Origin of the sequence: Gelidibacter maritimus, assembly GCF_014062315.1 — a bacterium.
In the GTDB taxonomy this organism is placed as follows: Bacteria; Bacteroidota; Bacteroidia; order Flavobacteriales; family Flavobacteriaceae; genus Gelidibacter; species Gelidibacter maritimus.
The window spans coordinates 33314-48071 of sequence record NZ_JACGLT010000024.1 but is presented as its reverse complement, the minus strand read 5'-3'; the positions used below and the strand labels follow the sequence as shown (position 1 = coordinate 48071).

4 protein-coding genes are annotated in these 14758 nt (G+C 40.8%); 3 read left to right on the top strand and 1 reads right to left on the bottom strand.

The window, feature by feature from the left end; translation table 11 throughout:
• The 3 genes from H3Z82_RS18530 to H3Z82_RS18520 all read left to right on the top strand — a co-directional run.
• On the top strand, positions 1-7435 hold a 7435-nt coding region (locus tag H3Z82_RS18530; protein ID WP_182206984.1), incomplete at its 5' end, for an HYR domain-containing protein.
• 1024 nt (positions 7436-8459) lie between these two features.
• A complete protein-coding gene (locus H3Z82_RS18525; RefSeq protein ID WP_182206983.1) occupies positions 8460-9227 on the top strand; it encodes a hypothetical protein in 768 nt (255 codons plus the stop codon).
• 900 nt (positions 9228-10127) lie between these two features.
• Positions 10128-13499 (top strand): LamG-like jellyroll fold domain-containing protein, encoded by a 3372-nt coding sequence (locus H3Z82_RS18520; protein WP_182206982.1) that lies wholly within the window; start codon positions 10128-10130, stop codon positions 13497-13499.
• Positions 13500-13869: 370 nt separating this feature from the next.
• On the opposite strand, the gene H3Z82_RS18515 is transcribed toward H3Z82_RS18520, so the two are convergent.
• The gene (locus H3Z82_RS18515; protein WP_182206981.1) at positions 13870-14199 is read right to left on the bottom strand and encodes a GIY-YIG nuclease family protein; all 330 of its coding nucleotides are present in this window, start codon (positions 14197-14199) and stop codon (positions 13870-13872) included.
• Positions 14200-14758 lie beyond the last annotated feature (559 nt).

Below are 14758 nucleotides of genomic sequence, written 5' to 3'. Positions count from 1 at the left end.
CGGCGTACCTGCTGATGTTACGGTAGAATGTGATGCCATTCCAACGGCACCTACAGTAACCGCTACAGATAATTGCGATACGACACTTACGGTCAGCTATTCTGAAACCAGCAATACTGTTGTGGACGGTATGGGGGCTATTGTACGTGAATGGACTGTAACCGACAACGGCGGGAATACAACTACTGATACGCAGACTATTACGGTTATCGATTCAACGGATCCAATTCTTGGCGGCGTACCTGCTGATGTTACGGTGCAATGTGATGCCATTCCAACGGTACCTACAGTAACCGCTACAGATAATTGCGATACGACACTTACGGTCAGCTATTCTGAAATCAGCAATACTGTTGTGAACGGTGTCGGAACTATTGTCCGTGAATGGACAGTAACGGATAATGGCGGGAACACAACTACAGAGACACAAACCATATCGGTTGAGGATACCATACCCCCAACCTTCACCTCATGTCCTACAAATTTTAATCTAAGCAATGATCTTAATACCTGTGGTGCCGTTGTTAATTTTACAATACCCACAGCTACCGATAATTGCGGGACGGCTGTTGTTACCCAAACCGACATGTCAGGTTTAACAAGTGGGAGTGTTTTCCCTGTTGGAACAACCATTATAGAGTATACGGCTACTGATGCCAATGGCTTGACCAGTGTTTGTTCATTTACCGTGACAGTTTCTGATGACGAATTGCCTACAATTGTATGCCCTGTTGACATAACTGTCAGTGCAGATACAAATTGTCAAGTCGCAACTTTAGTTTTAGATGAACCTACAACTGATGATAATTGTACAGTGGCTTCTGTGTCCAACAATTTGGCAGGACAGCTACCACTTCCAGTAGGACAACATACCGTAACTTGGACCGTTACTGACACCGCAGGCTTAACAGCCACTTGTGAACAAGTCATTACTGTTGTGGACGACACACCACCTGTAATCACATGTCCTACGCCTTTGGCATCTTACGATACTGATCAAGACCAGTGTCATTCAACTTTATCGTTTACAGCTACTGCAACAGATAATTGTACGGGATCTCCAACCATTAGTTATGAAATAGGTGGTACTGCAATTAGCTTTCCATATAACTTTCCTGTGGGACCAACAACAGTAGACGTGGTTGCTGAAGACGGCGATGGGTTGGTATCAACCTGTTCGTTTGTTGTAAATGTAGAAGATAACCAAGCGCCAATTGCCCTTTGTCAACCTCTTACGGTGACTTTAAATTCTTCAGGAAATGCGACTATTACACCAGAATCACTAAATAATGGTTCTTCTGACGCCTGTGGAGGCACATTAACCTATGCAGCAAGTCAAACTTCTTTTACTTGTGCAGATATTGGTACAAACAACGTCACCTTAACTGTTACAGATGCAAGCGGTAATTCTTCAACTTGTAATACAACCGTAACTGTTAATGATTACATTCAAAATGCAACAGCCACAATTACCTCAAGTGTTGCTTCTCCAATTTGTAGTGGAACTTCAGTTACTTTTGAGGCAACAACAAGCCATTTAGGCTTAATCACAATGCCAAATTACCAATGGTATCAAAACGGGAGCGCAGTTGGTACAAATAGCAACACCTATACTACCACCGGACTAAATAACGGCGATGATGTTTATGTAGAAATCACAGCCGGACCTTGTAATACACTTATCACTAGTAATAGTATTACGATGACTGTTAGTCCTTTGCTTCCGGTATCGTTTAATTTAAATGCTTCAAAAACCACTATTTGTAATGGTGAGAATACGAACTTCTTCATCACCAATCAACAAAACTTTGGTGCTAACCCTACCTATCTTTGGAGAATAAATGGTATCTCTACAGGAGTTACAACCGATACGTTTTCGAGCAACAGTTTAACCAATAATCAAGTTGTTTCTGTTGATGTCAATTCTAATGCCGGTTGTGCCACGCCTATACCTCAAACACAAAGTGTGACAATAACAGTATCACCTAACGCAACGATAAGTAACCCTGGAAATAGAAATCAAACACGATGTATAAATACGGCGATTGCACAAATTAATTTCACGTTGACAAATGCTACAGGGGCTACAGTTACAGGACTACCCGCAGGTGTTACTGGAAATTATTCAGGTGGGGTATTTCGGTTGAATGGTACTCCAACACAATCTGGGATATTCAATTATACGGTTACACCAACAGGTTGTGGTTCAGCCTATAGGACTGGAACAATAACGGTTAATCCAAATGCAACTTTGGCATTAATCTCTCCTGACGCGTATGAGGGTTTATGTAATAATGGAGCTCCAATGACACCTATTCAATTTCAATTAAACCCTGGAGGACCAGCTCCTACCCTCACTCGAATTGGCACACCTGTACTTCCATCTGGAATTAATGGAAGTTATAATGCTGCAACTGGGGTATATACTCTACAAGGGTCAACTACTACAGTAGGTACTTTTCAATATAGAATAACGACAAATGGATGTGGTCCGGCTATATCTATTGATGGAGTGGTAAAAGTCTTTAACGGATCTCCGACTCGACCTTCCCAAATGAATAATGAGTTTAACATAGCGAATGTTTGTGATACTCCCCAAACCATTAACCTAAATGTTCCTTTAGACCCTAATGTGGAATCATATACCTGGACTTTTTACGACCTAAATGGAAACGTTAGAAACAATAATGGCTTTGAAATTGTATCTGACCCAAGCTCTAATAGCATTGACGTTTTAGTTACTGCTCCCCAACAATGGATTTTATTCCTTCCTATTCCGTACACAGTAGAAATAAGAGCCAATAATCCTTGCGGAAGTTCAAGTGTTTTAACAGGTTATATTGAAATTCTTAACTTAGGTAGTGCTGATATTGAAGTTTACACCCCAGATGATGATGATGGTGACACTGACATCATTTATGTTTGCGAAGGAACATTAACCGTTCCTATGGCTGGTTATGTTGGTGGCCTAGATTACGAAGATTGGGAATGGGATGACAATGGAGGTGTTAACGGTACTTCTGGCACATTTTCAACCACGACAATCACAACTACAGAAACAGTTTGCGTTCGTCGATGGTGGTGGGGAGGTTGCCGAGAATATGGCACTGTCACAACTTCAATAACTACAGAAACTGTGGATAGCGAATATACGCTTCCTTCAAACGCCCAAGCAGGAGATATTATTACTATTTCATTAATAGGTGATGGTGGTACATTATGCAGTTTGGCTGTAGACAATCTTGAAATCCATATTTTAGAATCACCAACAGCAACAATTACTAATCCTGATGTAGTTTGTGAAGGCGAAGATATTGTAGTTAGCGGTACTCCAAACACGACAGTCACATATACAACAAATGGCACTAATTCATTAACTTTTAATATCGATGAAAGTGGAACTTCTACTTTTACAGGCCTTGGAGTCGGAACTTATACTCTAACTTCCATAGCATATACTGATATTACTTTTCATACAAGTAGTCTTGGGTGCTCAGATACAATAACCGGAGAATCAGTTACAATAAACGAAACGCCAACTGTAGATGCCGGTCCTGGAGCAACAATTTGCCAAGGTGATACTTTAAACCTAAGCACTGTAGGTGCATCATTAGGAGGTAGTAACCCTTCTGGTTCATGGACATCATCTGGTAGTGCTGGAACGATTTCTGGAAATATTTATACACCAAGTATTTCTGATGCTAATAACGGCTCAGTGACTTTAACTTACACCAACACCCCAAGTGATGGCGTTTGTCCACCTGTGAGTGATGCAATGGTGGTTACGATCAATCAAATACCAACTGTGGCTACTGGCGTGGTCAATCAAACTATATGTAATGATACACCATTTGTTTTAAACGGTAGCAGTTCGACAGGCGTGACTTGGACAGCCTCGCCAGTTAATAGTGGTAATTTTAGTAATATTCTTGATCCGCAAGCAACGTTTATTCCTAACAGTGGTTTTTCAGGTAATGTTACTCTTACCATAACTACTGATGATCCTGCAGGGCCTTGCGGACCAAGTACAGATAGCGTAACACTCACGGTAAATTCTGCCTCAATTGCCAATGCAGGTGCTGATCTTACCGTTTGTAATGCCGGACCTATTGCACTTAATGGTAGTTTTAGCGGTACAGCAACTTCGGCAACGTGGAGCTCAAGTACTGGTGGTACATTCACACCTAATGCAAATACCATGAATGCCACATACAGTCCGAGTGCAGCAGATATTGCGGCCGGAAGTGTTACTTTGACATTGACCTCAAGTAATCCTGCAGGTGTTTGTAATTCTGGTGTAGATACAGTATTGTTTACTTTTAATGAATCTGCAACAGCTGATGCTGGAACCAATCAAACTATTTGTTCTACGCAAACACTCGACTTGTCAGGGGCTAACTTTGGTGGCAGTGCTACGTCAGCCACGTGGAGTTCAAGTGGTACTCCCGGAACTATATCCGGAACTACTTACACCCCAAGTGCAGCAGACATTGCAAACGGTAGTGTAACTCTTACCTATACCACTAATGATCCACCAGGAGTATGTCCACCTGCGGCAGATTCTATAATAGTGACCATTATTCCATTCGTCAATGCAGCGGCGAGCAACACCACTGCTATTACAAGTTGTAGTGATACAACCCTTCAGTTGACGGCTAACGGTACTAATGGTATCTGGTCTGCAACAGCAGTTACGTCAGGCAGTGTGTTTAGCTTTTCTAATACAACTGATCCTAATGCAACTTTTACTGGTGAAAGTGGTGCTGAATATACATTAACCTGGACCTTGACAAACCCTGCTCCTTGTGCCGTAGATGCAGATACTTTTACTGTGTCGCTCATGGATTGTGAAGATAATTTGACCTTTAACGGAATTGACAATAGTGTGAATTTCAATGATGCTTATAATCTGTCTGGTAATTTTAGTATCGAGACTTGGATAAAACCCAATGCTATAAATGGCAATATTCAAACTATTCTGTCAAAACGTAATGCGGGTAATTGGACCACAGGCTATGACTTAAGATTGGTTGATAATAGCATCCAATTTCATGCGAATAACATCTCTGTTACTAGAAGTGGTATCACCGCCAGTAGATGGTACCATATTGCGGTCACATTTGATGGTGCTGCTTACAGACTCTATGTTGATGGTCTTCTTGTGAATACAAGAAATACAACTATCAGCCCAGCGTCAAATACTGCCAATACCTTATTGGGAGCTATGTCGCGGCCAAACAATACGCCCACCAACCATTATAACGGGTGGATGGATGAAGTGCGTATTTGGAACACTACTTTAACGGTTGCCCAAATAAGGTTAATGATGAATCAAGAAGTAGAAAATGATGGAGGTGTCGTGATTGGTAGCACCACCGGTCCGTTGGTAAGCACAGGGCTTAATTGGTCTAACTTAACAGCCTATTATCAAATGAACCGTATTCCTAATGTTGTTGGAGGTAATTTAGTAGCCAATGTAGGTGTTGACGGGGTACTAAGAAATATGACCACCCAACAACCAGAATCTGCTCCCGTACCTTATGAAACTGCAGCCAATGGTCTTTGGACAGCTGCTTCAACGTGGGAAGATGGAGGGGTCTTACAGATCCCTTATACTGTAGGTATCAATGGTTCTCCTGTAGAATGGAATATTGTAAGAACAAGACATAACATTAGTTCTAACAATCAGAACATTAAAGTTTTAGGTTTAATAGTAAATGACAATACGCTATCTATAGAAAATTCTGACCCTAATAATGGACAAAGCATAGAGGTGACCAAATACCTTAAAATAGACGGCGTTTTAGATCTTGTTGGCGAATCACAATTACTACAACCTGAAGGCAGTATTGTAGATTACACTGGTACTGGATACTTAGAACGCGATCAACAAGGATCTGGTAGTTTATTTAACTATAACTATTGGGGAAGTCCAGTAAATGTTGACGGAGCCACGTATAATTTGAATAGTATTTTATTTAAAGCTTCCGATCCAAATAGTTTACAAGCTATAACTTGGACAAGCGGAACTGATGCTAATAATGCTACAAATACAATGAGCAGCAGATGGATTTATGAATATTCTGAGGGTCTTAACGGCGATCATTCTGCTTGGCTCCATAAAGGCGCAACAGGAAACTTTGATCTTGGTTTAGGTTTTACCATGAAAGGCAGTGGTGCAGGTAATGGATCATCCATGCAAAATTATACGTTTGTAGGGCAGCCTAATAATGGGACCATTACAAATACTGTAACAGCGTCAGCAGGAACAGAAAACCAAACGTTGGTTGGAAACCCTTATCCTTCGGCAATTGACGCCCGTGAATTTATCAAGGATAATATGCCAGGAGCGGGTGCTAATGTAGGGTCAACAGGTAGTATTGATGGATCATTAACCTTCTGGAGACAATCTACCACCAACAATTCTCATTACTTAAGAGATTATGAGGGCGGTTATGCCTCCTTAACTTTAGGTGGTGGTACCGCTGCAGCATCATTTCCTGGCGATATGATAGGCGGGGTGGGTGATGCCGGTAACTTGACTCCAGGGTATTTTATTCCAGTTGCTCAAGGGTTCTTTGTAACGGCTGCCGATGACGACGATCAGGTGACCAACGAGGTTGTATTCAGAAACAGTCAGAGGGCTTTCAAAAAAGAATCATCTGGTGAATCGGTCTTTTTGAGAGGCAGCGAAAACCAGAAAAAGGTTGCTGCTGCCACGGGAGACGATACAGACGATTATGAAATACAAAGAGTCCGTTTAGCTTTCAAAACACCTGAGGAAGCCATAAGACCATTATTATTGGCGTTTACACCTAATAATGATGCAACGGACGGATTTGACTATGGTTATGATGCTCTAAATAGGGACGCCTTCCCAAGTGATATGTCCTTTTTAATAGAAGGTAAAAAGTATATCATCCAAGGCGTAGGCGCTTTTGACATCAACAAGAAATATCCATTGGACATGACCTTGAAAATCAGTGGAAATGTCGAACTTTCTTTAACAGAGTTAGAGAATTTTGACGAAGACATTGATGTCTATGTGCACGATGGGTTATTGGATACCTATACCAGAATCAACACGGTAAGTTTCCAAGCCAACTTGGAAGCGGGCAACTATAGCGGTCGTTTCTCCATCGTGTTCCAACCAGACACCACCTTGGATATCATTGATCAGGACTTTAAGGATATTAGCGTGAAGTATCTGCAAAAAACGGATGAAATCTACGTAAAGACGCCGGCAAGTATTGAAGCACGTCAGGTATACCTTATCAATATGGCTGGACAGGCCGTCAGATCATGGAACATGACTAATATGAATTTTGGACAAGAGTTCAAGATTCCGGTGAAAGATATTGCTGAAGGCAATTACATTCTGAAAGTGGAAACCAATACGAACAGTTATAACAAAAAAGTAATCATTAAATTTTAAAAAGGTTTAACCAACCAATGATTATTGCCAATCGTCTATCTCTTAACTAGGGGTAGACGATTTTTTTTTTGATGTTAACAATGGGGTTCGTTCCGAATAGTCGGAAGCGCTCACCCTGACATTGGGAAGCCAAATCTCTCATCTCCCCTTTAGGGGCTGGGGGTCAAGACAGAATTAAGAATTAGTAATTTGACCTCCCCCAGCCCGTTCTAAAAGAATAGATAAATGTAATATGTGAGAACAATGGGGTTCGACTCCGCTCACCCTGACATTCGTCTGTCACCCTGAACAGCCTGTCCTGAGTGGAGACGAAGGACAGTCGAAGGGCTTAATACGCACAAACATAATTGATCATCATAAAGGAGGTTCGTTCCGAATAGCCGTTCCGAATAGTCGTTCCGAATAGTCGGAAGCGCTTACCCTGACATTAGGCACTCACCCTGATTTTTAGCTGTCAACTTGAGCATAGCCCAAAAAAGAGCCAACTTCAAAAGCCAAATCCTGATCTCCCCTTTAGGGGATGGGGGTAAATCCCAAAACAATGAAATTGTCAAGTAAAATACAATTCGTTATAATAAAGAGGTTCGTTCCGAATAGTCGTTCCGAATAATCGGAAGCGCTCACCCGGACATTAGACACTTATCCTGACATTTGGCACTCACCCGGACATTAGGCGCTCCCCCAGACATCATACTGTCACCCTGAGCGCAGTCGAAGGGCTTGAAACGCAAAAATATAATTGATCATCATAAAGAGGTTCGTTAACCAATAGGTGTAAAAACATACTTTTTTCGAAGAAAACGCACCTCCCGGATTTAAAATCTATTAGTGACACAAATTAGACTTCAAAAGCATTATAATAGAACCTATTACATTCAAAAATGTGGGAAAATAACACAATCTCAACACCGCTTGTAGTTGTTGACTTACAGAGAATTACACTTAATCCAAAATGTACGTATTTCATAGGACAAACTTTGGTTTTTAATTAGGTTTGTATACCCCAAATCTATAATTAATAGCTATGAAAAATTTAATCTACTTATGTATGGCATTTTTTTGCTGCCTTACAGTTTATGCGCAAACGGACACCAAAAGCAAAAGCAACATCCAACGTGTCCGAATTGATTTTAAAACCCCAGAAGGCTTTGTCCGTCATTTATTATTGGCATTTACCAAAGACAATAGTGCCAGTGATGCCATTGATTATGGTTATGATGCCCGCAATCGGGACAAGCTTTCAGATGACCTGAATTGGTTGATTGATTCGCAACGCTTTGTGATTCAAGGTGTAGGCGCTTATAATGAATTGAAGCGCTATCCCTTCGGGATGTTTATGAGCAATTCTGGACCCATTGAAATTTCGTTGACCGCCCTTGAACACTTTGACACACCAATTCCTGTGTTTATTTATGATGCATGGCGTGAAACCTACCATAAAATTAATGAAGTCAGTTACAAAAATACCATTGATAGTGGTGTGTATACAGATCGGTTCTTTATCGCCTTTTCCAATAATAAAAGCTACCAAATACTTTCGAATCAGGACAACAGTTTAAATGAGGTGTCTTTAAATTATTTTCGAAATTCAAAAACGCTAAATATCAAGACCCAAGGCATACCACTCCAATTGAAACTGTACACGCTACAAGGTCAATTGATCAGCTCACATGACTTAAATCATACAACTGAAACGCACGCCTTGAGTATGGCCCATCTTCAGAACCAAGTGGTTTTAACGGTTTTGGAATCTGATCAGAATTACCGCCATAATCGCATCTTGATCAATTAACTCCTTTTTAGTAAAATATGAGCACATAGATGACTATGAGCTTTTTAAATCAATCGTCCACTCTTTAAACAGAGTGGGCGATTTTTTTTGGAACAGATGGTACGCCGAAGACGCAGATTTCTGAGATTATCACGGATTTGTTTTGGACACAAATTACACAGATTACACTGAAACTATGAAACTTTTACTTGTCGTTAATCTATAGACAGTAGGCTAAGAATGAATGGAATTGTATGGGATTTTCGGAACCAAACCTCCCAGTTTCGATAGCCATTGGCATGATGACCCGAATGGGTTTATAAAAAAACAACGTTGCTCCTTCTGCACTGCGAGTAAACTTACAAGATTTATGGATTATTATGGTCATGACCTGTTATTCTGAGAATAGAGCGTTGAGCATTCAGTCTGTTTGTCTCTATTTGAGTTGGACTAGATGGTTTTCACTCTATACCATATATCGTCGAGTTGTTATCCCTATTGGTTTTATAACACCTATCTATCCCTTGCCTCCTTTATGCTTTATTCTGCGCTTAAATCCATCGTTCTTTAAAATAGGAATGTCTTCTTTAAGACCATAATTGGAATTACGTTCTAACCTACCCAAAAAAAATATTGGCGTCCAATTTTGGTTACTGATTTCCCCCCTTATAAAAAGAGCCGCAAGACGTTGATAATTCAACTTAAATCCTAAAAAACACGGTTGTTCATCGTTGAAATTTGCACGTTCTTAGTGCCTAACGACTAAAATTGCTTCCTATCGAAATTATTTCTACACTGTACGGTATCGCCATACTTTTGCACCTCCCTCCGTTAAAAGCAGATCCCAATTCTGCATTATTATAACCCAAATTTACCCACAACCTTCGGAATTAAGTTCCGGAATTAGAGTACCTACAGATTATGAAAAAAAATTACACCTACTTATTATCATTTATTCTTTTATCGTTTTTCGTCGGAATGTCTTATGGACAAGATCCAGAAGCAAAGCATGCTGGAAAGGGCGAAAACATGACAAAAAATAATTGGACAAAACCTGAAAACATAACAGTCGAAAATAGCTATGCTACCATTAAACTTAAAGGCATTTCAGGTTATTTAAAAGGAACTGATTATGGATTTAAAATTCCTGACTGTGCTACCATTGATGGCATTGAGCTTATCATTAAAAGAGCACAAAAGTCTTCTGGCAATGGAAATATACAAGACGTTCAAGTAAGACTTGTGAAAGGAAATAACACCTTTTCTAACAACCTCGCAAACTCTGGAAATTGGCCAACTAGTCAGAATGAAACAACTTACGGTGGCAAAAGGAATGATTGGGGTATTAATTGGACTCCAGACGACATCAATAATGCTGATTTTGGAGCCGTACTTTCTGTAAAAACTACCGGAAACGGGAATAAAGATGCCTCTGTGGATTATATGATGATCAAGGTGTACTTTACAGTTCCAGATACCGCAGCCGATGCCGGCAGCGATATAGATTATGCTAGTGATAATTGTGGTGTTGTGAGTGTGAATCTAAATGCACAAAATTCGCGTGGAGAATGGTCAGTAATCTCTGGGCAACCAAGAACAAGTTACAGCTTTAGCAATATAAATGATCCGAAGTCAACGTTTACAGGACAATTGGATGAGACCTATACCTTGCAATGGCAGAGATTTAATGCTTCAGCATGTGGTGATACTTCAGATACCATGACGGTGACATTTGCTAAATGTGGAGATTTCTTCGATTTTAATGGTAAAGAAAGCTATGTCAATTTTGGTAATGAATTCAATTTTGGACGCGAATTTAGCATCGAATTATGGATAAAACCTACCATGAGCGCGGCACCAATGCAAACTTTAGTTTCAAAACGAGGCTTTAATATGTTGAGTGGCTATGATATAAGCTTGGCCAATGGAAAACTTAGTTTCAATTGGGATATACATACAATTGAATCACCGTACACGGTGGATAACAGCAGATGGTATCATGTGGCAGTAACTTATGATGGTGTTGACTACCGATTATATATTGATGGCATTGAGGTTGCAAAAAAACGATGGAGATTACCACCAACTTATAGCTTTTATGACGTTTTACTTGGCGCTAGTAACAATTGGCGAAACAGAGCCCAGGACTTTTATAACGGCGCTATGGATGAAGTTCGCATTTGGCATACGACGTTGACCGAAGACCATATTCGTCAGATGATGAATCAAGAGATTGAGAAAAACGGCACTGCGGTTCGTGGTTCGGTCCTTGGCCTTGATATAGCCGATTTGAAATGGAAGGACTTAGATGGCTATTACCGAATGAACCAAGGGGTGGATATTTCTGGCGACACCTTGGCTGATAATTCAGGATCGAGCAATATTGGCTCATTGACTGGGATGCATAGCATGCAACTTGAATCCGCTCCACTACCATATACCACTGCACAAGATGGTGAATGGGTCCAAGCCGAAACCTGGAAAAATGGAAGGGTTCAACAAGCCCCTAATTCAATTGGTATTGATGGCAAGACACGCGTTGATTGGCATATTGTAAAAACTGCCCATAATATTACAGCAACAGGAAAAGACATTAAAGTTGCCGGACTTCTGGTTGATGCCCATAAATTGACCATTCAAGGCCTTGATAAAAACGACGGACAGAGCTTAGAGGTTTCACAATATCTGAATATCAGCAAAGGTGCTGTTTTAGAATTGGTGGGCGAATCGCAATTAATTCAAAAAGAAAACAGTGTTCTTGGTGGGGGAACTGGCGTGCTTATGCGCGATCAGCAAGGCACAGGCAATATGTACAATTATAACTATTGGGGAAGTCCAGTGCATACTGCTGGATCTGAAGGATCAAAATCCTATAGTTTAGGAGAGGTGATTTACGATGGCGCCTTTCCAGTGCAATGGACAGCAAATCATAATGGTAGCCCAACCACGCCAGCAGTAACCTTGAGCAAACGTTGGTTATATACTTACAAAGGCCGCGCGGATGATTATAATGCTTGGAAACGTATTAATGAGAAATCAGAGGTGTCAGTTGGTCTTGGATTCTTGATGAAAGGTACTGGAGCACCTACCGCCGACGATAAAAACTATACTTTTAAAGGTCAACCTAATAATGGGACCATTCATGTTCCTGTTAGCGGTCCAGGTCAAGCGGTCGTTATCGGTAACCCTTACCCATCAGCCATTGACGCGAATCAGTTTTTTGATGATAATTCCGAGGTGCTTAAGCCTGGCAGCGCCTTACAGTTTTGGGAGCAATCGCCAGATGGTAAAACCCACGTGTTTGCTGCTTATCAAGGCCGTTATTCTTACTACGTAAAAACAGGTTCAGTAGAAGCGGCACGACCTCCAGCAGGCAAATCCACATCATCAGGAATTGCAGGTTCAGGTAAGGCTTTTAAAACACCAGGACGTTATATTCCGGTAGGTCAAGGATTTTATGTAGAAGTGAGTGATGAGGGAGGTCAAATTGAATTTAATAATGGCCAACGTGAATTCGTCAAAGAAAAAGACGGCGAGTCAGTATTTTTAAGAGGTACAGATCAAAGCTCAAAGAACGTTCAAAAAAGAGCCACAACCAACACTGCCATTCAGCGCGTGCGCTTGGAGTTCACAACCCCAGAAGGCGCCACAAGGTCGTTATTGTTGGGTTTTACCCCTGATGATTCAGCTACTGATGGTATTGATTACGGGTATGATGGCTTAAATAGTGACGACTTCCCAAGTGATCTTTCTTTCGCCATAGAAGGTAAAAAGTTTGTCATCCAAGGCGTTGGTGCGTTTGATATCAATAAAAAATATCCATTGGATATGTCCTTAAAGATTGATGGAAATGTTGCGCTCGCTCTCACTGGTCTAGAAAATTTTGAGACACCAATTGATGTTTTTGTTTATGATTCGGAGTTGAATACCTACACACAAATCAACACTAAGAACTTCCGCATGCCAATGCTAGCTGGTCAATATGACGATCGTTTTTACATCGTCTTCAGTCAAGATTCGTCCTTATCAACCGTTGATCAAGCGATTAATGATATTAGTGTAAAGTACCTACAAAAAACGGCTGAGATTTATTTGAATACCGTCAATAACGGTGATGTGCGTGAGATAGCCTTGATCAATATGATTGGACAAACAGTCAAAACTTGGCATATATCAGACCACCAATATACAGACGCCATTCGCATTCCGGTAACCGATATTGCAACTGGGAATTATATTATTCAAGTCAAAACCAGTACGGATGGGTATAGCAAAAAAGTGGCCATTCAATAAAAACTAATGGTATAAAACTAATAGTGATGATCAATCGTCTATTCTGTAATAAAGGGTAGACGATTTTTTTTGATCATCATAATAGGGTTCGACTACGCTCACCCTGACATTTGGCTGTCAACCTAAGCAAAGTCCAAATAAGAGCCAACTTCAAAAGCCAAATCCCGATTCTCCCCTTTAGGGGCTGGGGTCAAGATAGAATTAAGAGTTAGCCATAGGGCCGTTTCAAGCCCTTCTAAAATAGTAAATAAATGTAATATGTGAGAACAAAGGGGTTCGTTCCGAATAGTCGGAAGCGCTCACCCTGACAGTTGGCACTTACCCAGATATTTGGCTCAATCATTAAACACAGTGAGGACCGCATTATTGACTACTCTTCTTCCCTACCGGGTTTATATTTATAATGCGTAGCATTTCTACATTCAGCTAAAACTTGCAACAAATCCCAATCACCTTCAATCAACGCTTTCTTCTTTGCTCTTGTCCAACGTTTTATTTTTTTTTCAAAGTATATGGCTTGGAGTACATCATTAAATTCTTGATGGAACTTTAATTCCACCGGTCTTCTTTTGTAGGTGTATGCATCTCTTTTAACGCCCGCTTGATGCTCCTCTATCCTTTTAGACAAATCGTTCGTTATACCCGTGTAGTATGACTTATCCGAACATTCTAATATGTAAACGTAGTATTGGAAATACATGATTATTTTTGTTCAATATTGTCATTAATCATCGTGTTGTTATCCTGAGCGCAATTGTAAGAGTTAAATATACTAAATTATAGTTCATCTTAGATAAGGGGGTTCGTTCCGAATAGTCGTTCCGAATAGTCGGAAGCGCTCACCCGGACATTAGGCGCTCCCCCAGACATCATACTGTCACCCTGAACAGCCTGTCCTGAGCGCAGACGAAGGGCAGTCGAAGGGCTTGAAACGCAAAAATATAATTGATCATCATAATAGGGTTCGACTACGCTCACCCTGACATTTGGCTGTCAACCTGAGCAGAGTCCAAAAAAAGAGCCAAATCCAAAAGCTAAATCTCCCTTCTCCCCTTTAGGGGCTGAGGGTAAAGCCCAAAACAAAGAAATTGTCAAGTAAGATACAATTCGTTATAATGAAGGGGTTCGTTCCGAATAGTCATTCCGAATAGTCGTTCCGAATAATCGGAAGCGCTCACCCGGACATTAGGCGCTCCCCCAGACATCATACTGTCACCCTGAACAGCCTGTCCTGAGCGCAGACGAAGGGCAGTCGAAGG

What these genes read in the sequence shown, in the direction of transcription:
- H3Z82_RS18525 (WP_182206983.1), top strand. Translation starts at nt 8,460, where the DNA reads ATGAAAAATTTAATCTACTTATGTATGGCATTTTTTTGCTGCCTTACA.
- H3Z82_RS18520 (WP_182206982.1), top strand. Translation starts at nt 10,128, where the DNA reads ATGAAAAAAAATTACACCTACTTATTATCATTTATTCTTTTATCGTTT.
- H3Z82_RS18515 (WP_182206981.1), bottom strand. Translation starts at nt 14,199, where the DNA reads ATGTATTTCCAATACTACGTTTACATATTAGAATGTTCGGATAAGTCA.